This is a genomic window from Microcoleus sp. PH2017_08_TRC_O_A, assembly GCF_020738665.1.
GTDB lineage: Bacteria > Cyanobacteriota > Cyanobacteriia > Cyanobacteriales > Microcoleaceae > Microcoleus.
On the sequence record NZ_JAEQCE010000013.1, the window covers coordinates 204,960 to 228,517 of the forward strand.

General features: G+C 45.2%; 20 protein-coding genes. 10 read left to right on the forward strand and 10 right to left on the reverse strand.

The window, feature by feature from the left end:
- Nucleotides 1-5 precede the first annotated feature (5 nt).
- From JGK22_RS06130 to JGK22_RS06140, 3 genes are all read right to left on the reverse strand, one after another.
- Nucleotides 6-734, reverse strand: a complete 729-nt coding sequence (locus JGK22_RS06130; RefSeq protein WP_293204564.1) for a gamma-glutamyl-gamma-aminobutyrate hydrolase family protein — start codon at nt 732-734, stop codon at nt 6-8.
- 376 nt (nt 735-1,110) lie between these two features.
- A complete protein-coding gene (locus JGK22_RS06135) occupies nt 1,111-1,770 on the reverse strand; it encodes a DUF2834 domain-containing protein (protein ID WP_293312537.1) in 660 nt (219 codons plus the stop codon).
- 36 nt (nt 1,771-1,806) lie between these two features.
- The gene (locus tag JGK22_RS06140; protein ID WP_293195650.1) at nt 1,807-2,085 is read right to left on the reverse strand and encodes a hypothetical protein; all 279 of its coding nucleotides are present in this window, start codon (nt 2,083-2,085) and stop codon (nt 1,807-1,809) included.
- 219 nt (nt 2,086-2,304) lie between these two features.
- On the opposite strand from JGK22_RS06140, the gene JGK22_RS06145 reads away from it, so the two are divergent.
- Complete coding sequence (locus JGK22_RS06145) at nt 2,305-3,912, forward strand: nucleoside transporter C-terminal domain-containing protein (protein ID WP_293312539.1); 1,608 nt, start codon at nt 2,305-2,307, stop codon at nt 3,910-3,912.
- A gap of 522 nt (nt 3,913-4,434) precedes the next feature.
- Entirely contained in the window at nt 4,435-5,040 is a 606-nt protein-coding gene (locus tag JGK22_RS06150; RefSeq protein WP_293193440.1) for a DUF3318 domain-containing protein, read from the forward strand.
- 236 nt (nt 5,041-5,276) lie between these two features.
- On the opposite strand, the gene JGK22_RS06155 is transcribed toward JGK22_RS06150, so the two are convergent.
- Nucleotides 5,277-5,534, reverse strand: a complete 258-nt coding sequence (locus JGK22_RS06155; protein ID WP_293195646.1) for a helix-turn-helix transcriptional regulator — start codon at nt 5,532-5,534, stop codon at nt 5,277-5,279.
- A 151-nt stretch (nt 5,535-5,685) separates the two neighbouring features.
- Between JGK22_RS06155 and JGK22_RS06160 the strand changes: the two genes are divergently transcribed.
- A complete protein-coding gene (locus JGK22_RS06160) occupies nt 5,686-6,096 on the forward strand; it encodes a hypothetical protein (protein ID WP_293195644.1) in 411 nt (136 codons plus the stop codon).
- Nucleotides 6,097-6,334: 238 nt separating this feature from the next.
- Here JGK22_RS06160 and JGK22_RS06165 read toward each other — a convergent pair whose 3' ends face one another.
- Together JGK22_RS06165 and JGK22_RS06170 are read right to left on the reverse strand one after the other, a co-directional pair.
- A complete protein-coding gene (locus tag JGK22_RS06165) occupies nt 6,335-8,110 on the reverse strand; it encodes a glycosyltransferase family 39 protein (RefSeq protein WP_293208090.1) in 1,776 nt (591 codons plus the stop codon).
- A gap of 119 nt (nt 8,111-8,229) precedes the next feature.
- Nucleotides 8,230-9,441: a glycosyltransferase gene (locus JGK22_RS06170; RefSeq protein WP_293193442.1), complete on the reverse strand. Its 1,212-nt coding sequence runs from the start codon at nt 9,439-9,441 to the stop codon at nt 8,230-8,232.
- A gap of 117 nt (nt 9,442-9,558) precedes the next feature.
- Between JGK22_RS06170 and cofH the strand changes: the two genes are divergently transcribed.
- Together cofH and JGK22_RS06180 are read left to right on the forward strand one after the other, a co-directional pair.
- Complete coding sequence (cofH, locus tag JGK22_RS06175) at nt 9,559-10,740, forward strand: 7,8-didemethyl-8-hydroxy-5-deazariboflavin synthase subunit CofH (RefSeq protein WP_293174446.1); 1,182 nt, start codon at nt 9,559-9,561, stop codon at nt 10,738-10,740.
- Nucleotides 10,741-10,743: 3 nt separating this feature from the next.
- Nucleotides 10,744-11,349 carry a hypothetical protein gene (locus JGK22_RS06180; RefSeq protein ID WP_293174443.1) on the forward strand — a complete coding sequence of 202 codons (606 nt, stop codon included), beginning with the start codon at nt 10,744-10,746 and terminating at the stop codon, nt 11,347-11,349.
- Nucleotides 11,350-11,489: 140 nt separating this feature from the next.
- On the opposite strand, the gene JGK22_RS06185 is transcribed toward JGK22_RS06180, so the two are convergent.
- Entirely contained in the window at nt 11,490-12,134 is a 645-nt protein-coding gene (locus JGK22_RS06185) for a Uma2 family endonuclease (RefSeq protein ID WP_293174440.1), read from the reverse strand.
- A 191-nt stretch (nt 12,135-12,325) separates the two neighbouring features.
- On the opposite strand from JGK22_RS06185, the gene JGK22_RS06190 reads away from it, so the two are divergent.
- Nucleotides 12,326-12,946 carry a Uma2 family endonuclease gene (locus JGK22_RS06190; RefSeq protein WP_293195639.1) on the forward strand — a complete coding sequence of 207 codons (621 nt, stop codon included), beginning with the start codon at nt 12,326-12,328 and terminating at the stop codon, nt 12,944-12,946.
- Nucleotides 12,947-12,983: 37 nt separating this feature from the next.
- Here the strand turns inward: JGK22_RS06190 and JGK22_RS06195 are convergent, their stop codons facing one another.
- The 3 genes from JGK22_RS06195 to JGK22_RS06205 form a co-directional block, all read right to left on the reverse strand.
- Nucleotides 12,984-13,964 carry a hypothetical protein gene (locus JGK22_RS06195; protein ID WP_293312542.1) on the reverse strand — a complete coding sequence of 327 codons (981 nt, stop codon included), beginning with the start codon at nt 13,962-13,964 and terminating at the stop codon, nt 12,984-12,986.
- Nucleotides 13,965-13,972: 8 nt separating this feature from the next.
- The gene (locus tag JGK22_RS06200) at nt 13,973-15,118 is read right to left on the reverse strand and encodes an AAA family ATPase (RefSeq protein ID WP_293312544.1); all 1,146 of its coding nucleotides are present in this window, start codon (nt 15,116-15,118) and stop codon (nt 13,973-13,975) included.
- 251 nt (nt 15,119-15,369) lie between these two features.
- Nucleotides 15,370-16,608 carry an LL-diaminopimelate aminotransferase gene (locus JGK22_RS06205; protein WP_293226185.1) on the reverse strand — a complete coding sequence of 413 codons (1,239 nt, stop codon included), beginning with the start codon at nt 16,606-16,608 and terminating at the stop codon, nt 15,370-15,372.
- Between the two features lie 68 nt (nt 16,609-16,676).
- On the opposite strand from JGK22_RS06205, the gene JGK22_RS06210 reads away from it, so the two are divergent.
- The 4 genes from JGK22_RS06210 to JGK22_RS06225 form a co-directional block, all read left to right on the forward strand.
- The gene (locus JGK22_RS06210; RefSeq protein ID WP_293174425.1) at nt 16,677-16,841 is read left to right on the forward strand and encodes a hypothetical protein; all 165 of its coding nucleotides are present in this window, start codon (nt 16,677-16,679) and stop codon (nt 16,839-16,841) included.
- Nucleotides 16,842-17,031: 190 nt separating this feature from the next.
- On the forward strand, nt 17,032-18,123 hold the full coding sequence (locus tag JGK22_RS06215; RefSeq protein WP_293174422.1) for a hypothetical protein: 1,092 nt from the start codon (nt 17,032-17,034) through the stop codon (nt 18,121-18,123).
- A gap of 358 nt (nt 18,124-18,481) precedes the next feature.
- Nucleotides 18,482-20,341 (forward strand): DUF3352 domain-containing protein, encoded by a 1,860-nt coding sequence (locus JGK22_RS06220; protein WP_293193445.1) that lies wholly within the window; start codon nt 18,482-18,484, stop codon nt 20,339-20,341.
- An 850-nt stretch (nt 20,342-21,191) separates the two neighbouring features.
- Nucleotides 21,192-23,558: filamentous hemagglutinin N-terminal domain-containing protein (locus tag JGK22_RS06225; RefSeq protein WP_293312546.1), on the forward strand; the 2,367-nt coding region annotated here is incomplete at its 3' end.

The following is a 23,558-nucleotide window of genomic DNA, read 5'->3' on the forward strand; positions in this document are numbered from 1 at the left end:
AAATTTCATGCAGATATAGTATAATTCATAAACTTGGAAGCTGCTGCTTCGACAAAAGCCCGAAAAAGTTCGCAGTTTGGGAGACTTTTTGGCGACATTTCTGGATGCCACTGAACTGCTACCATCCAAGGGTGATATTTGTATTCGATTGCTTCTATTAAACCGTCGGGTGCTCGTGCTACAATTTGCCAGCCGGGAATCATTGTTTGTACGGCTTGATGGTGCCAGGAAACGACGTTTGTAGAGGTAGTTCCCATGATTTTTGCTAGCCGGCTGTCGGGGTCTATTTTAATGATATGCTCGATCGCACGAATCGGGTTTTCTTGTCGGTGAGTAACCTCCTCTCCGTAAGCATCCGGTACGTGCACGACCAAATTCCCGCCGCTGGCTACATTCAGGACTTGCATTCCGCGACAAATCCCCAACACGGGTATGTCAGCCCTCAAAGCTAGCTTAGCTAAGCTTAACTCAAAATTGTCGCGTTCTGCGTTAACCGAGTAAACCGTGCGATCGACAAAACCGCCATAAAGTTCTGGATTGATATCTCCACCACCTGAAAAAATCAAACCATCTACGGCATCAAAAATACTAGCCGGATCTAATTGATTGGGAGGCAGTAAAATTGGAATACCACCTGCTGCCTGCACTGCATCAATATATGCTCCGTTGAGGCAATATTCGCCTGCTTGACTGCGACAGTAAGTTGTGATACCAACGATGGGATGTTTTTTCATTTTTTAGAGAGTGGGAGATAATTATTTACATTAGTTCTAGGATATTCTAGTATTATCAATAAGTTTTTCTTGCACGGGCTAGAAGCCCATGCCACCAGAAAATTTACTGATTGTGGAACAGGCATCTTGCCTGTTTTTTGCACGGGCTAGAAGCCCATGCCACCAGAAAGCCCATGCCACCAGAAAATTTACGGGCTAGAAGCCCATGCCACCAGAAAATTTACTGATTGTGGAACAGGCATCTTGCCTGTTTTTTGCACGGGCTGGAAGCCCATGCTACAAGAAAATTTACTCATTGTGGAACAGGCATCTTGCCTGTTTCTTCCATTATTACGCTCAATTCCTAGATTAAACTGAGCATTTCCTGCACTGCTGTCTAATTTGTAACAATTTTAGGATTATTTTCAGGCAGCGGTGGGCGGGTACACAGATAAGCCAATGGCCCGAACAGTGGCACTAATGTTACTGCCCAAAATGCTGTAGAATTTAGCACTCCTCGGCGCGCCATATCGTCGGTTAATAAAGCAGGAAATAGCAGGGAAAGCAGACAAAAGTCTAAACTCATCACGTGGATAAAACGGCTGGTTTGCCACTGCCCAACAAAATCAGACCAATCGCCTTTTGTCAAGCCAAAAGCAACCAACGCAGCAGCGCCTAATGTTAGGACAATCCCAGTAAAACGGGAGTCTAATATTTTTAAGAAAATATTTTTAGTGCCAGAAAATTCTGGATTCGGTTCGCGCAGGGCTAAATAAGGGAGCAAGGCAAATGCACCGACGCCAAATGATAAAGTTGCAAAAATCCATGCTCGTATTTTCTGCCCTCTGCCGTCGGCAAATAAGACGCAACTGTAAATCAGCGGCCAGACTCCCATGATGTTAAACAAAGCTACAATTAAAGGGTTGATGCCTGCTATTTTGCCTGTGGAAAGGTTGGTAATTAGTGTGATGGTGTCGGGGTTGTCGGGTGGCGCAAATACAAAGGCGTAGGTGCTGAATATAATCCAAAGCAGAGCAAATCCAATTTTTCTAGACATATATTCCTTCTCAGAATCGAAAATCGACTCAACCTTCTAAAAATCATCATCGGAGCCCTCATCGGAGCTCTCATCGCTGCGGACAAGTTCCGAAGGAGGCCTGTCATTACTCCAAGCCCACCACACGGCGCCGCACTGGCAGCGGTAAAATTCTTGCCACTTGCGGCGGTTGGACTCGGTGTATACTGGCGATCGACGATTAATCCAGACCTCATGGGCATCCGTGCAGCTAGCAGCGCACTTGGGACAGCAAAACTCAGTAGCGTGAACCGCCGCCGCAGTCCATTCGGGAGGATGTGGAGCAAAAGCTTCCATGTGTTGCGTGTTTCTATCTAAACTGCTGTTAAGTAGGCAAATCAAGGGTTGCTAAAGATCCGTAGAGCTCGCAACGGCATAAGTTATGACATAAGTACGCTGTTGAGTGCGTAATTCCTATGACAGTTATTTTTTTGGCATTTGCCGTCCGATGAATAGTATAACTGATGTGGTGTAAGCCGTCGATCGGCATTCTCAGCTATTTCAAGGACTAGGCTCATGTCTATCTACAACTTTATCTCATTTCTGGGCATCTTTGGCTTGTGTGCGATCGCCTGGATTTTTTCAGAAAACCGCCAAGTTCGCTATATACCTTGGCGCGTCATCATCTGGGGCATTGGCCTGCAATTAGTATTAGGATTTTTAGTATTCCAGTTCGAGCCAACTCGCATCGCCCTAGAGTGGTTTACCAGCTTGCTGAATGGAGTATTCACTGCTGCTGACTTTGGGGCGAGATTTGTATTCAGCAAAAACTTTGTACCGCTACCGCCGCTGCCCGGTGATAAACCGTCAGTTATTGATTTAGGACAGATTTTCGCCTTTCGAACATTGCCAACTGTCATCTTTTTCTCGGGATTAATGGCACTGCTAGAGAACATAGGTGTCATTCAAATCATCACCAATTTTTTCGCCAAAATTTTTTACTTGACAATGCGCTTGAGCGGCGCGGAAGCTCTTAGCGGTGCCGCTAATATTTTTGTAGGAATAGAAGCGGCAATTGTCGTCAAACCCTATCTGGCACAAATGACCCGTTCCGAACTTTGTGCTATTTTATCTTGCTGTTTTGGAACCGCTGCATCATCAATTTTAGCAATTTACGTCAGTGCCCTCAAACCTGTTTTCCCAAATATTTTAGGGCATTTAGTTTCAGCCTCAATTATTGCAATTCCCGCTTGTTTTGTCATCTCAAAAATCGTAGTTCCCGAAACCGAAGTACCGCTGACAATGGGCGGTATTCCCAAAGAAAAACCGAAGGCGCAAGGGCGCGATTTGGTGGGCGAAGAAATAGGCGAAAACGATGGCGAAATGCCCAAACAAGAAACAGTGGGTGGAGATCTGATCGAGCGCGTCAGCCCTTTAGATGCAGCAATTACCGGCGCTTTAGACGGTGTAAAAATGGCAGTGGCGATCGTGGCTGTTTTGATTTTGATTCTTGGCTTGGTTTCCTTAGTGAATCAAAGTTTTGAAGCCTTAGCTAGCTTGCAGTCTTCAGAGAATCTACTGTTGCAGACGATCGGCAAAATCTTTAGTGTAATCACGCTACAAAACATTCAAGGAGCCTTATTTTACCCGCTAACTTTGTTAACCGGAGTTCCCTTTGAAGATTCTTGGGAAGCATCAGTAATTATCGGTCGTCGGCTATTGGAAACAGCCATTCCTCCTTACCAAAGTTTAGCAGAAGCAGCGGCAAAAGGACTGATTAGCGATCGCACAGTTTTAATTGTCAGTTACGCCCTTTCCGGTTTCGCCCACCTAGCCTCCGTCGGCATATTTGTCGGTGGTACAATCGCCCTAATTCCCTCCCGCCGCAAAGACATTTCCGAACTCGGTTGGAAAGCCTTATTTGTCGGCACCTTAGCTACAATGATGATTGCCTGCATCGCCGGATTATTTGACACCGGAGACGCCAGCATTTTAGGCACTAAGACACCGCCTACTGCCCCGATCAGCGCTCCTGCTTCGCCGAAGTCGGAAGCATCCCCCGCCGCAAGTCCGAAGCCGTCAGTTGCCCCAGCAATTGCCAGCCCGAAGCCTTTGCCGAAGGGTGAAAAAGCTGCTCCGAAAGCTCAAGAATCTCCTAAATCTGAATCGAAGAAAACGCCTTAATATAGCCTTTCTCAAAAAGGTGAGGTATGACTGACAGGTTATATAACCACTGAAACCAAGAGGGCCCAAGCCCAACAACGTACCTCATCTTTCTGAGAAATATTTGTCAATTATTGACAATCTTTAAAACCCGCCCTCACTCACTTTATTATATATGTATGAAAGAGCGCCCAAGCGCAACAACGTACTTAAAAATTAACCTTTATTTTGTGCCTATGGCGTAAGTAATGTTACAGTTATATTTTCGTATTGGAGCGAAATCAAAGTTGATGTAGTTTATTGGTTGTGTGGGGGCGGGTTTATGTAGGTTATTGATGGGAGTTAAATATTGTTGGTGAACCCGCCCCTACGAGTCCCTGATAGATAATTTGATGTAGTTTATTGGTTGTGTGGGGGCGGGTTTATGTAGGTTATTGATGGGAGTTAAATATTGTTGGTGAACCCGCCCCTACGAGTCTCTGATAGATAAGATTGTTTTTTTTGCAATTACCAATTACCAATTACCAATTACCCCAAAAATCTATGAATCCAGAACCAGAAATTCGCCGCCTGTTAGATGTGATGCCCGCCTCGGGCCGCATGACTTGTAAAATTATTAATAAACCTCAACAATCGACGGTAATTAATTGCGATTTTCCTTTACCTTGGCATCAATCTCGCCCGATTTATATTAATTTTGATTTGTGGCGCCTGCTATCTAAGCCGCAGCGGGATTTACTGCTATTGCGTACTGTAAGTTTTCTGGGCAATTTCAAGTGGTTTAAGCCGGATATTTATCAAGGGGCGGCTGTGGCGGGTATTCTCGGCACTGTTGTAGAATTGTTGCAGGGAGATGCGATCGGAATTGCGATCGCCGGTGGGTTGACGGGACTGGCGATGACTCGAATTTGGCGCGACAACCGCAGTTCGCAAGTAGAATTAGATGCCGACGAAACGGCGATTCGGGTGGCGGGAAGGCGCGGTTACAGTGAATCTGAGGCGGCGGGACATCTCCTGGGGGCGATCGAATCTGTGGCGCAGATAGAACAGCGTACTTTGGATTTCAACGAGTTGATTCGGTGTCAAAATTTAAGGGCGATATCGGGTATTTCGGCGGTGGGCGTGCCCGATAGCGTCAGACAGGATTGAAAAAAACATCGCTATTCAAGCAAATTAGCCTTAACAGACAAAGATTCCAGAAACTTAACTGCCTCATCCAGCATAGCTGCTGGTAATTTCTCAACAATTGCGATCGCCCTTTGACGAGTTTCTAGATTAACTGCTTATGTCGCAGGTTGAACAGACAAAAATTGCACTTTCATCGTCTTAATCAGCTTCGGTAACGTACTTATTTTAAGCAAAAGTGCGATCGCCCGATCGACCTCCTATGACTCCTCCTCATCTACCCACCGACTGAGATAATCCGGCAACTCATCAAAAGATACCCCCACCAAACGGCAAAAATCCCTGATTTGCCGAATAGTCATCGTAGGTTCGTCTCCCTTTTCCCATCGCCGCACCGACGAAGCCGACACCCCCATCCGCACAGCCAACTCTTCTTGGCTCAAGTTAGCGTCCTCTCGCAGTCTCCGAAAAGGCAACTCGTTTTCTAGTTGCCGTTGACGTTGCCTTTTTTTTACCATATTATTATAGCAGTCTACTTTAAGTGATTAATTTGAGCGATTAAATTAATTGCGGTAGGCACAGCCATAGTCAAAACAGAATGCACTAAAAATCAAAGGTGCAAGTCTGTCACTTTCCTGTGGGCAAACATACCCAATTTAGAATACAGCCATGAACACCCCAGAAACTACGAATTCCTGGATTATTTACCGACTGCTGCCCAACTTTCAGCGCTTACCCATCGGACAATTTCGCAGCCGCAGCGAAGCAGAATCTTCCCTGAAAGTCATCCGACAACTGCTACCCAATACCGAATTAATACTTGCTTTCGAGATTGGGACAGAAAATCCAACTACCGAACTCATTGGGCGCCCTGCTAAGGAACCAAACTTGCCCAATTCAGTTAACCGAGAACTCTTGAAACTGTTCATTATCAGTTCTCGCCCTGTTGTTTCCCGCGTCATTCATTCTTTTCATCGCGATAATTTTGCCTGCGCTACTGACTGGAGTCCGTTTGTTCCGACTCAAAATCGAGGTGAAGTGATGAGCGTCTTAATTAAGTATTTTGCCGCTGACTGTTAGCGTTCGATCGAACATTCCTGATTGTACTGCAAAGCGCTTTTTCCTGATATTATTAAGAGCGCTGAAGCGCAACTACGTACCTAATTTTAAAACTGCGCTGCCTAGTTGGGCTTGGGCGCTTTTTCCTGATATTATTAAGAGCGCTGAAGCGCAACTACGTACCTAATTTGTCTGACGATAATAAAATCGCCCTGCTTATTAAGGGGGATTTAGGGATATTTGAGGAATAAATGGTAATTTAAGAACAGTGATAAACTTGATATTCATAACCATCAACAGGTGACAAGTCGCGAGATTCAATCTGACACTTTTGTGCTGCTAAATTTACGGGCGCGCGAAAATTTACTAACCACAAATCTAGCGGACGTTCCAATTGACTGAGTGTCTTGTCAAGTATCCCTGCCACAATTTCCGGCGATTCCCTTCTCTGCTTAACTAAAAGAAACTGTGGAGAATCAAAGGCTTTAATTTCCTTCTTTCCTCTTCCTTCTTCCTTCTTCCCTCTTCCTTCTTCCTTCTGACTCTTTTCCCATTCCAATCCTATCCCCATCAACTCTCCTATTTCTACATGAGTTTTTTGAGTAGTAGCAATTAACACGGGAACTTGCGAGACTTCGCGGATAATCGGAATTAACAAGTCTGGTTTGTAATATTTGCGATAGCCGAGATTGGAATTTACTGTTACACTGCTGACAAAACCCATTACTAAAATTAGCAGAACTGCTTTTTTGCCAGTAAATTCTACAGCAGGTAAATTAAACCATCGAGTTTTTATTGTAGGTGTGTCATAAATAAATGCTAAAGTTACTCCTAATATTAATATCACTCCCGGAAAGTAGACGAAATTGTATCGAGGGCCGCGAGTTAGGTCAATTCCTAGAATGTATGCAAAGCTGAAAAATAGGAAAATTGCTCCTAGCACAAATCCGCCAAAAATAACAGTACCTAAATGAGTATCGGTGGTTTTTAAGGCATTTTTCACAGCGTTAAACAGGATGGGAAGCACCCAGATCAAAAATATTGCCATTACGATCGCAGATCCAACCACCACGGCCAGATTTGACGATTCCACCGGAAGCAGCGATATCACAGCGATCCATCCCGCCAAAGCTTGGAAAATCGGCGCAATCCAATCTACAAATGTGCGATCGCCACTGACAATCCAATTCGTGAGCTCGCTACCGTATTTATTCGACAAAAATATCGGTAGCCATACTAAACCGCCCGCTACAGTCCCCAGCGCTACTGCGAAAAGCCGCCAGAGGATTTGAAATTGCCAAATATTCGGCTGCTGACTCTCTGAAAGCGCCAATTTTCCATAAAACTGCTGCCAGATTACAGCAATCAATGCTATGGCTTCCGCACACAAAGTCAAGGCAAAAAAGTAGTGAACCGCAATTCCCAAACAATTAACAATTATCCAAAATAGCACCGTCCAGATAGGCATTGGAGCGCGCTGTTGCAGCTTTTTTGCAGCTACTGTCAAGCAAAAAAGAGACGCAATAACTAATAAAATTGCTAAGGTATAATGGCGGGCTTCTTGAGCAAGATAAATGCCGTAGGGAGAAACTGCCATCATCGCAGCCGCACATTGACCGACTAAACGAGAATTGAACGCAAATTTGCCTAAAAGGTAGATAGCTGGAACTGAAATCACTCCTAATAATGCCGGAAGCGATCGCCCAATCCACACTAAACTATCCTCAGTCGGTGCAAACAGCCGCATCCACCAGTGGGCTACCATAAAATACACTGGCGGATGGTTGCTTTCCACCAGCAAATGCTTGAGAACATCTGCAATGCCAGCATCCGGGCCCAATTGCAGCGGTTGTAGTAGAGTCGAAAGTGCGATCGGGCGATCGATCGGCACCCCGCGAAAACTGTTGCCCAAACTAAACACCAGAGTCGAAAACTCATCCGTCCACAGCGGTTTCGAGTCCAAATTGGCAAAACGTAGCATTAGGGCGATCGCCGTCCACAGTAATAGCAACAACAGTTGTTTATGCTTAATCATTAATTCAGTCAGTTGTGTGTTGTCAGTTGTGTGTTGTCAGTTGTGTGTTGTCAGTTGTGTGTTATCAGTTGACCGCCCACTGCCCACTGCCCCATGCCCCATTCCCAATTCCCAATTCCCTAATCAACTTCCGTTACCCGCCAGCTCAGCTTCATGTTGATCCAGAAATTCCAAAGAGTCACAGCCACGATCGCAATTAAATTAGCCAAATATTCATTGATGCCAAAAACATTAAACATCAAATTAACCAGCAGCACATTCAAAATCAAACCCATCAAGCAAATTGTATTAAACTTCAACAGGCGTTTGAAACGCTGGCGATTTCCCGGTTGCCGCTTAGAAATGTCCCCAAAAGTCCACAAATCATTCCACAAAAAATTACTAATAATTGCTAATTCAGCAGCAATAATTAGACTGCGAGTCAGCTCCAAATGCAGACTATTTCGCAGCACGTACAAAACCCCCATATTGACAAACACACCGCTGAAACCCACGATGCCAAATCGCAGAAACTTACCCACTGGCCAGCGGGCAAACCGCAATATGAACAAATGTCGCAAATACTCAATATACTGTTTCCCAGTAACTTTGCTCTCGCCTTCTTTCCGCTCCTGAAATACATAACCAACTTCTCCAATCCAGCGGATATTGCCCCTACCGAGCACTTCAATCAAGATTTTGTAACCCGCAGGATTCATGGTTTGGCCGGCAATGCAACTGCGACGCACCATAAAATAGCCGCTCATTGGATCGGAAACTCTACCGACGACTCCAGGCAGTATAATCAATCCAACAGTTTGAGCGCCCCGCGACAAAAATCTCCTGACAACGCTCCAGTCGCTCACCCCGCCCTCGGCTACGTGGCGGCTCGCAGCGGCCAAATCTGCCCCCCGCTGAATTTCTGCTAAAAGCTGCAATAGCGTCTCCGGCGGATGCTGCAAGTCGGCATCGATGACACCCAAAACCTCGCCCCGAGCAGCCTGCCACCCGCGAATTACCGCTGTCGAAAGTCCACGCTCGTCTTCCCGGCGCATCACCTGCAATTGCGGATATTCGGCCGTCAGGGACAGGGCAACTTCCCAGGTGCGATCGGGGCTGTTGTCATCGACTACAATTAATTCGTAGTTGCCGGGAATGCTGCCATCAAGCAACTTGCTCAATTGTTCCACAATACTTTTGACATTCTTGCACTCGTTGTAGGTGGGAATCACCAAGGAAAAATAAATTGGCTGTGTATCTTCTGCAAAAGTTGAACCACAAGTCCCTACAGCAGGAATTTGCAAAGGCCCAGACGGCACTGGCAACAGGTGATTTGCTTCGTTGACGCTCATAGTTACCGTTTCTTAAAATGAAAAGATGTTTTTTTACGACTTTATACTTTAGAATCTGTTTCGTCCATAGTTGATTTGTTAAGATATAAAAAGCCGTTAATTTTAGTGGTGGATTTTGTGACTGAATCGGAAAATAAAACTGTTGATGCAATTCTCGATCGCGCTTTACAACTTTATAACATCTCTAGCGCAGAGGCATTGGTACTTTTGCAGCAAAGAGAGCCAGATGCGATCGCTTCTATTCAAACAACCGCTGACTTGCTCCGCCACCGACAATCAGGCGATATTGTTACTTATGTTATCAACCGCAATATTAATTTCACCAATATTTGCGAGCAGCATTGCAGTTTCTGTGCATTCCGCCGCGACGACGGAGATGAGGGCGCTTTTTGGTTGGATACAGCCCAAATTCAGGACAAGGCAACAGATGCAGTGCAGCGGGGTGCGACGGAAATTTGTATGCAGGGCGGCTTAAATCTTCAAGCAAAGCTTAATGGCGGATCTTTGCCTTATTATCTGCAATTAGTGAAAACTATTAAGGATAAATTTCCGCAGTTACACTTGCACGCTTTTTCGCCCCAAGAAATAGAATTTATTGCCAGACAAGATCGTCTTAGTTTCAGCTATGTAATTTCGGCATTGCGGGATGCGGGAGTCGGTTCGATACCTGGTACTGCGGCGGAGGTTCTCGACGATGCGGTGCGACGGGTGATTTGCCCGGAAAAACTAGATTCGGCAACTTGGCTAGAAATCGTAGGAACTGCTCACAGCTTAGGTTTGCCGACAACGAGTACGATGCTTTGCGGGCATATTGAGACGGCAGGGCAGCAGGTTTTGCATTTAGAAAAAGTGCGATCGCTCCAACAAAGTGCCATTAACAACAACTATCCAGCTCGCATCACAGAATTCATTTTACTGCCCTTTGTCGGGCAAGAAGCACCAGCCCCTTTACGCAGTCGAGTCGGCCGCGATCAACCAATTTTAGCAGATACATTGTTGCTCACCGCAGTATCGAGAATCTTCTTGGGAAATACGATTTCCAATCACCAACCGAGTTGGGTGAAATTAGGTTTAGACGGAGCTAAAGAAGCGTTAAAATGGGGTTGCAACGACATCGGCGGCACATTGATGGAAGAACACATTACCACGATGGCAGGTGCGGTTGGCGGCGGTTGTCAATCTGTAGAAGATTTGCAAAATGCGATTAGTTCTTTGGGGCGAGATTATCAGCAAAGGGATACAATTTATCGACCTGTGGGGGTTGAAAAAATGGCGCCAATAGGTATTAGGAGAAATTGAGCGATGTCTTACAGCGAGTTCACCACAATTGTCAAAGTCAAACAAGCCTTTGGATTAACAACTGTAGAAGGCCCGCGATTTCTACCGCAAATAACTCCGATCGCTCCAAGTGCAACCCTGACAGATTTTTTGGCGCACAGTTTACCCGTAGCTGTGGCGACAGGAAGTGAAAAAGCGCGATCGGAAATGATTATTACCCCCGTACTGCTCGAAGTCAGAAAGATTTTGCAGGAGAAGATTAGCTTGTTTTCGGGAGAAGACTTTACCGTAGATTTCAAACAAGGACTGAATGGAATTTGTGATTTCTTGATTAGTCGCTCTTCAGAAATGTTAGAAATTGAAGCACCAGCAGTCGCAGTTGTTGAAGCTAAAAAAGCAGATTTAAAAACAGGAATTGGACAGTGTATTGCCGAAATGGTAGCAATGCAGAAGTTTAATGAAGCGAAGGGAAAACCAATTCCTGTTGTTTATGGGAGTGTTAGCAACGGTACGCAGTGGCGATTTCTTAAATTGGAGGAAAAAACTGTATCACTGGATCTTAATGATTATGCCTTGGTTCCGCTGGAGCAAATTTTGGGAATGCTAGTTTGGATGGTACAAGATGGGTGATTAAGTGCGATCCTCTTCGAGGGCTTCGCTAACGCTCTTTTGACTCAGTTGGTAAAGTGCGATCCTCTTCGAGGGCTTCGCTAACGGACATTTAGGATTTCATTAAAAGTCAACGATCGATCGCGATTTAAAGTTTGGGACTATCGGGCGATCGCACTTTCAAATTCTTCTAGCGCTTGACAACTTCCTACCTGCAAAGCACGTTCCACTGTAGAAGGAATCAGTTTGGCGATCGCAATTCCTGGAAAATTCGGACTAATATCCGATTCTACATACTCTCCTTCTTGCAGCAAATAGATGCGAAGTCTGCCGCTGTCGTAAACCCAGACTTCTGGAACTTCAATAGCTAGATAAGCATCGAGCGTAGTTTTAGAAGCTACATCCGTTTCAATTGCTAAATCCGGCGGCGGATCGTCCGGCAAAAGTCGGCGACGACTAATCATCCGCTGATAATTTAGAATATAAAAGCAAGCATCAGGTTCAATTCCCGCTGCACCTTCCCGCTTGAAAGTAGTAGAACCAAATGGTTCGTATCTTCTACCCGCAGACTTGAGTAAAATTTTGACAATATCAGAGATTAAATCTGTGGGTCTTTCGTGTTCGGGTAAAGGAACCATAATTTCTAAAGTTTCTTTGCTGTAAGCAACTCGTGCCGATCGCTTTTCTCCCAATTCTTCCAAAATCGACTCGAATTCGAGCCAAGTTATATTGGGAATAGTTACGACACTACCGGGAGTAAGCTGAATCTGGCTAATAGGTTTGAGGACGGGAGCGATAACAATCATAAGCTGAATTGAGAGCTAGTTGTTAAGTTTCTGCCAAAGGCAGGCAGGATGCCTACCTCACAAGAGTTTTTGAAGATATCTGTTGAGTGTAGCACGGGCAACGAGAAGAGATGGGCGATCGCAGATTTATGATTGCTAGACATCAAAGCCAGATTTGGTATAATTAGTATTATCAGTCATTTTAAAAACCTATGACTCAAACTTTACCCAAACTCGTAAACTTCGAGGAATTTGTAGAGTCGCTACCTGAAAATGCGACGGTACGCTACGAACTGCATAATGGAGAGATTGTTGAGATGGCACAACCAGTAGGCGAACACGAGGAAGTTATCAGCTTTCTTGGCATCGAAATTCCTTATGAAATCAAACGTCTGGCATTGCCCTATGGTATCCCTCGCCAAGTGATAGTTAGACCTCCTGAAAAAGATTCTGGTTATTGCCCCGATTTGTTGGTGCTGAACCGTGCAAACCTTGTGAATGAACCATTGTGGCAAAAACAATCTGTCCTCAGTTTAGGTGCATCGATACCTTTGGCGATCGAAGTTGTGTCAACCAATTGGCGCGATGATTACTATTTGAAATATGGTGATTATGAGGAGATGGGTATCGCTGAATATTGGATTGTGGACTATGCTGCGTTGGGTGGACGCAATTTTATTGGTAATCCGAAACAGCCGACTATTTCTGTGTGTAACTTGGTTGATGGTGAATATCAAATTCTCAAGTTTCGGGAGTGCGATCGGATTGTGTCGCAAACTTTTCCCGATTTGAACCTCACAGCCAATCAGATTTTTCAAGCTGGTTTAGTGTAAGCCGATATCTTGCAAAATTATAATTGAGGTGTTTTATTCAAACGAACTCATGCAATGTGTTGAAAAAAAAAGGAATATGACACTTAACATCGCTACTTTGCTGTGAATAAAATTCTCCAATCTTTAGTGATAGTTGTTCTCTAAATCGGCGTTCTATAGCTTTGCGATCCTCATCAGATTGGCGCTCTTTACCACTCCAGCCAACGGGTGACATAATTTTTTCCCAAGAATTTTTAGCTTTTTTAATTGTGAGCAAAGCCATAATTAATTGCTGCTTGCGCGTTTCATCAGACGTATTTTCAAACTCAGTTTTCCATGAATCCTGAAGTTTATCTAAGTCCGTACAATTTAAACAATGATTTATGCGATCGAGCGCTCTATGTATGTTAAGGTTATTCTTCAAGTCTGGATCGCTACTAATTTTATCAGCCATATCCATATAAATAGTATTCAGTTGAACAGGATTATCCTGATACATCGGAGAATTAGGATAATCATCAAATACTGATTGAAGTTCAGGTGTGACAAAATATGCCTCCTTATGAATCAAGCCTGTAATCCATATCCGGTGCTGTGCTGCATTTTGTGCTTTCACCTGGGAATTTTCGTAAAGACTGCAAAAAATTGCTTCTGTATCACGAAAACTGTAATTATCAATATTAATCTTTTGCAAGTGCAAGTCTAAATCTATCATTGCAAAAAGCCGATTTGGATCTAAATACGAGTTAGTGGTAGGCTGTTCGTGTAATCTTAAAAGATTGAAATAAGTATTGATTACAGTTTCGCGATCGCCACAGTTGAAAAATTGTGGTCGTTTCTGAGTCCACCATTTTGGAACGCAAGCATTATAAAAGTTTGCATCCGGCAGTGTCTCCATGTTTTTATAAGCTTGAGGCGATTTTATACCCTCGATTGTTGAAATAACACCCTCGCAGAGAACAACAATTTTATTCTTAATTCTGCGAGATTCAAGAATCATCTTGCAATGTTCTTTTAGCTGTTTTGAATTCAGACTCATTTCTAGTATTAGGATTCTTGTTTGATTAGTTTTGGCTCGATTTCTTTAACATGAGCAGGTGTCAAAGCTTCACACAATGCGTAGGAGTGAGTTGCCAGAATATATTGATTGCTCGGTGCCCACTCTTTGAGGTCTGATATAATTTGATATTGCCAATCTGGATGAAAAGCAATTTCAACTTCATCCATCAAAACTATAGCATTTTCTATGCTCCGGGATTTGAGCCATATATAAATGCTAAGTCTTTTGAGTTCGCCGTGACTTAAATCTTCGGGATATAGTTCTATAGTCTCACCATTATGATCCAATTTAAAGTTAACTCCCGAAAAATCTTTATTTAAATTTATCCTTTTATTCCCTAACAGCAGATTTAAGTCCTTAATTAGAGTTTGATAACTGTTCCCGTAGCTACCTGTTTGTATCGCTTCTCCGAAATCGCGATCGCGAGCAGCCTCAAATGATTCAATAAGTAGCTCTACAGCAAGGAAGTCATAGGTAAACAAGCCTTGTAATTCAGATCGTGCTGATTCGAGTATACCATAATAATTATTGTCTCCGGTACTGGATTTTTTAAATAATAGTTCCCTAGATTTTTGCGGGAGAAATAAAAAAATCTGTGTCGAAGGAGCTGCTAGAAAAATTTTCTGCGATATCTTCTTTAGGAATGATTTTACTTGCTCCTGGCTTTGATTGTTAAAACGACATTTTAACTCTGTACTTGCTATAGTTGTCATATCATCTTCATCTTCAAACTTTTCAAGAGAACATATATATATGATATTATTTTCCTCATTGATATTTTCATCGTCGCCTCTATAATCATACTCTGGGGAATATTTTTCCTCTTCAAAACTAATTTGGCAATAAAATTCAAGTTTGACAATATTTTTTCCATCCCAAATATCAATGATTGCTATTTTTTTTTCTTCCCAGCCCAAAATTTTAAATCCCTGAAGCAGATTCTGTATAAACGGTTTTTTCTCGTCATCAACAGAACAGTGCAGCAATACAAAAATTAACTGCAACAGCGTACTTTTACCGCCGCCATTTTGGCTTCCCAGCGGAAAAATACTAGGAACAAAATCTTTTTCAAAAGTGATGTCTATATTTTTTAATCCCCGAAAATCAGGAACTTGAACTCGTAGCAAGTGCATAAAAAACTCCTGGTGTTGGCTGGTATTCTTTATTGAAACGCTGAGCCACAATCATTTTAGATTATAACTCACATCTTTTACTATTTTCAGGAACAGCCAAGATGCCTGTTCCACAACACATTAATAAATTCTTGTGGGGTGGGCATCTTGCCCGCCCAAAGAAACAGGCAAGATGCCTGTTCCACAATACATCAAGTTTCTTGTGGGGTGGGCATCTTGCCCGCCCCCAAAAAGACTTATCTCTCGCCGTTTTACACCTTAAACTTCTCCACAATTCGTCTCATTGCTTCCTCCACATTCTCCCGACTATTAAACGCCGAAATACGGAAATAACCTTCGCCCGCTGCACCAAAACCAGAACCGGGTGTTCCCACCACATTACAAGTTTCTAGTAACTTCTGGAAGAAATCCCAACTCGACAAACCATTCGGTGTTTTCACCCACACATAAGGTGCATTTTCGCCGCCAAAAACCTCAATTCCTGCTGCTGTCAATTTCTCGCGGATAATTGCAGCATTTTCCATGTAAAAATTGACTAACGCCTGAATCTCTGCCTTACCTTTCTCAGAATAAACTGCCTCTGCACCGCGCTGCACGATGTAAGAAACGCCGTTAAATTTAGTAGATTGGCGGCGATTCCACAACTTCCAAATTTCGACATCGGAACCGTCGGCGGCTTTTCCTGTCAAAGTTTTCGGTACGACTGTTAAGGCGCAGCGAGTACCCGTGAAACCAGCATTCTTCGAGAATGAACGAAATTCGATCGCACAATCGCGCGCCCCTTCAATCTCGTAGATGGAGTGTGGTAGGCTCGGATCGGTAATATAGGCTTCGTAGGCTGCATCGAAGAAAATAATCGAACCGTTCGCTTTAGCATAGTTTACCCAAGCTTGCAAGTGTTCCTTGGTTGCGGTTGCGCCCGTCGGATTGTTGGGGAAACACAGGTAAATTAAATCGACTTTCTTGTCTGTGGGAATTTGGGCGGTAAAATTGTTGTCTGCGGATATTGGGAGGTACACAAAACCTTCGTATTCGCCATTTTCGTTCGCATCTCCCGTGTGTCCCGCCATCACGTTCGTGTCTACGTACACCGGGTAAACTGGATCTGTAACTGCGATCGTATTATTATTGCCGAAAATATCGAGAATATTGCCGCAATCGCACTTAGAACCATCAGAAATAAAGATTTCCGAAGCATCAATATCGCATCCCCGCGACTTGAAGTCGTGCTCTGCAATTTTCTCCCGCAGCCATTCATAACCTTGTTCCGGGCCGTATCCTTTGAAGGTATCCCGCGAACCCATGTCTGCTACCGCTTTCACCATCGCCTCCCGACAAGCTTCCGGTAGCGGTTCCGTCACGTCGCCAATCCCCAGCCGGATGATGGGTGCACCGGGATTCGCGTCTGCATAAGCTTTTACCCTGCGCCCGATTTCGGGAAACAGGTAGCCGGCTTTGAGTTTGAGGTAGTTGTCGTTGATAGTTGCCATAGTGCGATCGCTCTCAATGTCGTACAATAGCTTATACCATTTTAGATTTTAGATTTTAGATTTTAGATTTGAAGAATTGGATAATTGAAGAATTGAAGAATTGGGAACAATCGAGCGATATGCGAGTTTGCAGCATGGGGCCGGCAGTTGCATTCTGTTTGAAAATTGCTATTACTGCTAATTGTCTCCCTCAAGACGTAGAAAGTTCGGCAACGGATTTTACAAAGGATTAAATAAATCCCAATTGAAGTTCGATAGAAAAAATTTCCCCATCTCCCCATCTCCCCATTCTCCCCATCTCCCCATTCTCCCCATCTCCCCCTCTCCCCCTCTCCCCATCTCCCCCTCCCCTCCATCACAGCCATTGACAAAAAAATCAACCAGCTTGTATAATTAGATATAGTGTGCAACGCAGAACCAATTATGGATGAGATAGAGTACGCCAAACTGTGTCAAGAACTGGCGGCCATTCTGAATGAGTTTAATTTAGGTTGGGTAGTTGAACAAGTCGCCAATAGTGTAGAGATAGGTAAAGTAATTGAAGAGCGATCGCTCAAACGAAAGACACCGCTGCTCAAGATAGAAGATTATACCGCAAAAGAACAACTTTTGCTGTTAATTGCTGCTGTCGAACAAGCGACGGTGAACACTTCGGAAATGGAAGACGAGATTGCTTATTTCTTGAAAGTAGAATCGGAAACCTCTCCCCTCGGTACCAAAATTATCTTTGCCAATTCCGGCGCAAAAACAGCCCAAACCATCGAGTTTACGTCCACTTTAACAGCCCCACGCCACAAACAGGCGATCGCCCTCAAGCAATTACTCGAAAAACTGCCCTCTGAACCTAGCAACTACGCCATCAATTCTGAAATTAAGAGCAAGTTAAAAAGCTCGATCGATCCAGATTTCAACGGAGTGGCAGAACAAGCTAGAATTTTTGATGCTTACCTATTCACCATCCTGCTGAAAGCAGTTGCTAACGAAGGCGGCAACATCTATTATAACAATGTTTTAGACGACGAAACACCGAAATATTTAACGTTTAGAAAAACAGCCGGAAAAATCCACGGAACAGCACATCCATACACTCATGCTGTTGTAGAATTTCCCGACAAACCAGCCCTGGAAATTCATCTCGGAGTCAAAGTGCAAGGTAGAGCCGGAGTTCTGCACAACTGCAACGTTTTAATTCTGTACCAAAAAGAAGCGAATATCTGCCGTTTGCTCAACCGCGAACCCCGACACTCGCAGGTAATTTTAGCGGTGAAATCTGAACACTGCACCTCGGAACTTCAACTAGAAATGGCTGGTGCTTTTATCGGATTGGCGTCAGATATTCGCTACGAAGGTGGCAGCTATTTCATTTCTAATAGTTACTCGCAACCAGTGGCAAAATTACTGACTACTGCGCGCAAAAAATGGGAACACAATATCTTTCCTAGGGCCACAAACGATGTTCACAGGCTGATGTACTCATTTCAAACTATCTTTAAAGACTTTAAGGCTAGAAACTAAGATTGGGGAATAGGGCATAGGGCATGGGGCATAGGGCATGGGGCATGGGGCATAGGTAATTTGTTATTTGTTGTTTGTGATTATAAAAACTACTAACTGCTAACCGCTAACCGCTAACTATGCCGGGTACATCTGGTTTTTGAAGCCTGAAGAAGCATGACCGCATATAAGTTATTAGTTATAATCCCATATTCACGGAGGTCATGCGAGAGTCCCTACGAATATATTTGCCTTGCGCCAGATGCACCCACTATGCCCAATGCCCAATGCCCTGTTTGCCCTATGCCCTATTCCCAATTCCCCATGCCCAATCCCCAATATAATTTATGATGTTTCGAGTACCAGAACTTTACGAATAATGTTCAAGAAAGATAAATCTTCCCTGCTGTTTACGATCGGAGCCGCCACACTTCTGATCGGTTTAGGTATCCTCGCATACTCGATCGTCATTTCCCGAGGCCCCGCCAAAGATTTGCCAGCGGGAGCCGTCGTTGTTCCCCAAGATGCGATGATGGCTCTATCCATCACTACCGATGAATCGCAGTGGAATAGGCTGCGAGAATTTGGTACGCCGGAGTCAAAAGCTTCGTTTGAAAGGTTTTTAAGCGAATTGCGCGATCGCCTCCTGACAAGCAACGGTTACGCCTACCAGCAAGACATTCAGCCTTGGGTGGGTAACACGGTAATGGTGGCGTTTCTCCGCAACAAAACAGCGATACCAGTTCCCCCGCGCGCGCCCAACGCGCCCCCACCTCAGCCAATTCAGCAGTCAGTAGCAATTATCCTGCCCATCTCCAACCCGATTAAAGCCAAAGAATTATTAGCAAAACCCAGACCCCTCAACCAAGGAAAAATGGTTGAGCGCAATTACAAAGGAGTGCAAGTTACAGAAACTCAAGGTATACCCGATCGCAATTTCTCAGTCGCGGTACTCGGAACAAACTATCTAGCAGTCACCACAGATCCCACCGCCACAGACAGAATAATTGACACCTACAAAGGCGAACCATCCCTCGCAAAAACTCCTGGCTATGGAGACGCCATCCAACAAATTAAGGATGTCGGTGCCTTCGGTCAAATCTACGTGAATATGCCCGTTGCAGCAGCCTTTACAGCCGCCAACTCATCCCGCGAAATTTCGGTAGAAAACCTGGAAAAACTGCAACAAAATCAAGGATTTGCCACCACAGCGACGCTGGATGCAGACGGAATTGGATTCAAATCAATCTCTTGGCTAAAACCAGATTCTACTACTCGTATAGCAGTGGAAAATAATGCTCTAAAAATGGCTAATCGCCTGCCAAACAATACAATCATGATGGTATCGGGCGGTAACTTGCAGCGTTTGTGGCAAGACTACGTATTGGGATCTGATGCTAACCCGCTTGCACCGATTAATCCTCAAGTTTTGCGTACTGGTTTAAAATCGACTACTGGCCAGGATTTAGATAAAGATTTCATCAACTGGATGGCGGGAGAATTTTCTTTATCATTAATACCAGCCCCCGCGCAGAATCCGAAAGACAAATTTGCTGCTGGATTTGTATTTATGGTGGAAACAAACAACCGCGGCGCCGCTAACAAATCCCTGAAACAGCTTGATGAAATGATGAAAAATAAGCAGTATAGAGTTGAGGAAATTCAAGTTGGCGGTCAACCTGCGACTCAATGGAAATCGCCGTTTGGAGGGATTACTGTAACTCGCGGCTGGATGAAGGATGTGCTGTTTATCACAGTAGGAGCACCCGTGGTGGACGCGATCGTTCCGGCGCCGACAAGTCCGCTTTTAAGTAGCGAATTGTTCCAAAAAACTGTACGATCGCAACTTAAGCCTCACAACGGCAATTTTTTCATCGACACCGAGAGTGCGTTTAACCCGAAAAACCTGGCTTTGCCGGAGTTTCCTCCCAACCAAAAAATCTGGATAGATGCCACGCGGTCGATCGGCATTACAGCGGCCGTGATTGGCGATCGTACCACCCGCTACGACGCTTTTGTCGGTCTCAAAAAATCCGACCAATCGACTCCTTCACCAAAGCCCTCACCGAATCCATCTTCACCGAGTTCACCTTCACCGAGTTCATCGTCACCGAGTTCACCTTCACCGAGTTCACCTTCACCGAGTTCACCTTCACCGAGCTCACCTTCACCGAGTTCATCCTCACCAAGCCCTGATTCACCCAGTCCCTCGCCCACCGTCCAAACTTCACCGAATTAACTCTTAAATCCTGCCAAAAATCCGCTATGACAGCCCCTTAAACAGCAAAATGGCGATCGATTAAAACCGAAAAGCAGCAGATCGAAACCGACAATAGTGGATTTGATTTTAAGAGGAAAAGTGAGCCGGATTTAAGTTGTTTTACGTCACCAAACCTCACACCAAGAAACCGCCAAACCCGGTTTATAAAAAAAACCGGGTTGCAGCAAGCAAACTCTAAAAAATTGGCTTGTAGCCCAAGGAAGAAAGAAGAAGCAATAACATTCCGGGACACACACCAACCTTCAAACCTTAAGATGAGGTACGTTGTTGGGCTTCAGCCCTCTTAGTGGAACTGGTTATATAAGCTATGAGTCATACCTCATCTTTTTGAGAAAGGCTATACTTTTTCTTGTCATAATTTTCGTTACAGGCTATCGTGGAGATAGCTTTGTTGTTTTTGAACCGAGGAAAGCAAAGATGTTTGACCAGAAATTTTCCCGATCGCTCTTGGACGCAGAACCTAATTTTTAACCCCATCCTTCGTTGAAAGTCTTAATAAGAGTAAAAAAAAATCGGTTAATCGGCGTCGGAGTGGGTCTAAAATGCCGTTTTTTTGAGTGTATCATGTGGCAGATGTATAGTCTAGGTATTGCGAGTTATATTGAGAGTGTAAAGAAGATATAGCCTTTCTCAAAAAAATGAGGTATGACTGACAGCTTATATAACCGCTTAAACCAAGAGAGTCCAAGCCCAACAACGTCCGCGAATCTTTGTGATAGCCGCTATACGTTATTGTTGCGACCTATTAAAAATTAAACCCTTTAAAACTATGAAAAACCCCAAGAATCTTCAAATACCGGCTAAATTAATGTCAAGAAAAAGAATTGGCAAACTGGCACTTTATGTGCAAATAGTCTTGATAAATATTTACTTTTTGCAAGCAAAAGCCGAAGCTCAAATTGTGCCAGCGAACGATGGAACTGGCACTAAAGTCACTCCCACCCCAAGCGGAACTCCTACACCGCAAACTCGCTTCGACATTGAAGGCGGACAATTATCGAACGACAAACAAAATCTCTTCCACAGTTTTACACAATTCGGTTTGTCGCCAAATCAGATAGCCAACTTTATCTCAAATCCCAGCATTCGCAACATTTTAGGCCGCATCAATGGCGGTAGCCCTTCGATTATTAACGGCTCAATTCAATTAACCGGCGGTAATGCTAACTTGTTTCTGATGAATCCCTCGGGCATCATATTTGGCAACAGTGCCAGCTTAAATGTGCCGGCTTCTTTCACAGCAACCACGGCTACCGGTATTGGATTTGGTTCTAATTCGTTTAACGCGATCGGTACTAACACCTACACATCTCTGACGGGCACGCCCAATTCCTTTGCTTTTGGAGCCGATCGAGCTGGGGCAATTGTCAACACAGCCGACTTAGCAGTCAAGTCAGGGCAGAACTTAACTTTGCTTGGCGGCACCGTTGTCAGCACAGGCAATCTTTCGGCACCGGGCGGTAAAATTACCGTTGCGTCAGTCACCGGGACAAATTTAGTGCGCGTCAGTCAGGGAGATAGTTTGCTGAGTTTGGACATCCAGCCGTCGTCAGCGACAAGCAGCCCTGGAACAGCAGTCGCATCCTTGCCGGAACTGCTGACAGGGGTCGGTCAAACCAATGCTACAGGAATCAGCGTCAATGCAAGCGGTCAATTGGTACTTACAGCATCTAACCGAATAGTAGCTGCGGGGGATGTTGCAGTCAAAGGTGCCAGCGCTCGATCGATCCAAATTCAAGCAGCCAACACCCTTGCAGCCAGCGGCAACCTGACGAGTACACAAGGTGCGATCGTCCTACAAGCCAGCAGCGACATTAGCACTCTCGCCCTCAACTCCAACTCCACCACCGCAGCAGGTGGCAACATCACCGTCACCAGCCGTACAGGAAAAGTAGAGACCGGCAATATCAACGCAGGCTCGATCGACAAAACCAGCAACGCCGGAGACGTTAGTATTGCAGCCTCAAGCAGCATTCAAACAGGCTTCATAGACGCCAACTCCGAAGAAAAAAAAGGCGGCCAAGTCACCCTCAAGGCCAGCAATGACATTGAAGTAACCCGTATCAACACCCAAGGGCGAACAGCCGGAGGAAATATTAACATTTCAGCCGGCCGTTATTTCCGAGCTACAGGTACTTTTACCTGCTTGGCGCAAGCTTGTAGCATTGCCGCGGCCGCGACTGGTAGCGCGAATGGTGGAGATATCACCATTAGCCACGGTGGTCAAGCCTCAAACACTATTTTCGGCGTCGGGCCCAACTATAACAGCTTGAACGGTACTGCTGGCAGCATTGCCACTGGGAGCGACAAGAAGGAAAATGTTATTGCATCCGGAAGTTTTCCCAGCTCAAAGACTCAGATCGTACAGCCGACGCAAATTAATATCACAACTTCTTCAACCTCGCCGACGCCGACTCCGGCACCGACGCCGACGCCGACTCCTGCACCGACTCCTGCACCGACTCCTGCACCGACTCCCGAACCAACTCCGGCGCCAACCCCTGCACCGACTCCTGCACCGACTCCTGCACCGACGCCCGCACCGACTCCTGCACCGACTCCTGCACCGACTCCCGAACCAACTCCGGCGCCAACCCCTGCACCGACTCCTGCACCGACTCCCGAACCAACTCCGGCACCGACTCCCGAACCGACGCCCGCACCGACTCCGGCACCGACACCCGCACCGACTCCGGCACCGACACCCAACCCTCCGCCAGCACCCAGGCGAACTCCTGCACCCGCACCGACACCCGCACCAGTACCCGCGCCAGCACCTGCACCGACACCCGCACCAGCACCCGCACCAGCACCTGCGCCAGCACCTGCGCCCGCAACCGCACCTGCACCTGGGCAGACAATTACTGAACCCAGCGTACCAGTATCAAATTTGTCACCAGCGCCGACAATTACTCAAAATCCATCGCCAACAATTACTCAAAATCCAGCGCCGAACTCGAATTTGTCACCATCGCCAACAATTACTCAAAATCCAGCGCCGAACTCGAATTTGTCACCAGCGCCGACAATTACTCAAAATCCAGCGCCGATATCAAATTTGTCACCAGCACCAACGATTACTCAAAATCCAGCGCCGAACTCGAATTTGTCACCAGCGCCGACAATTACTCAAAATCCAGCGCCGATATCGAATTTGTCACCAGCGCCGACAATT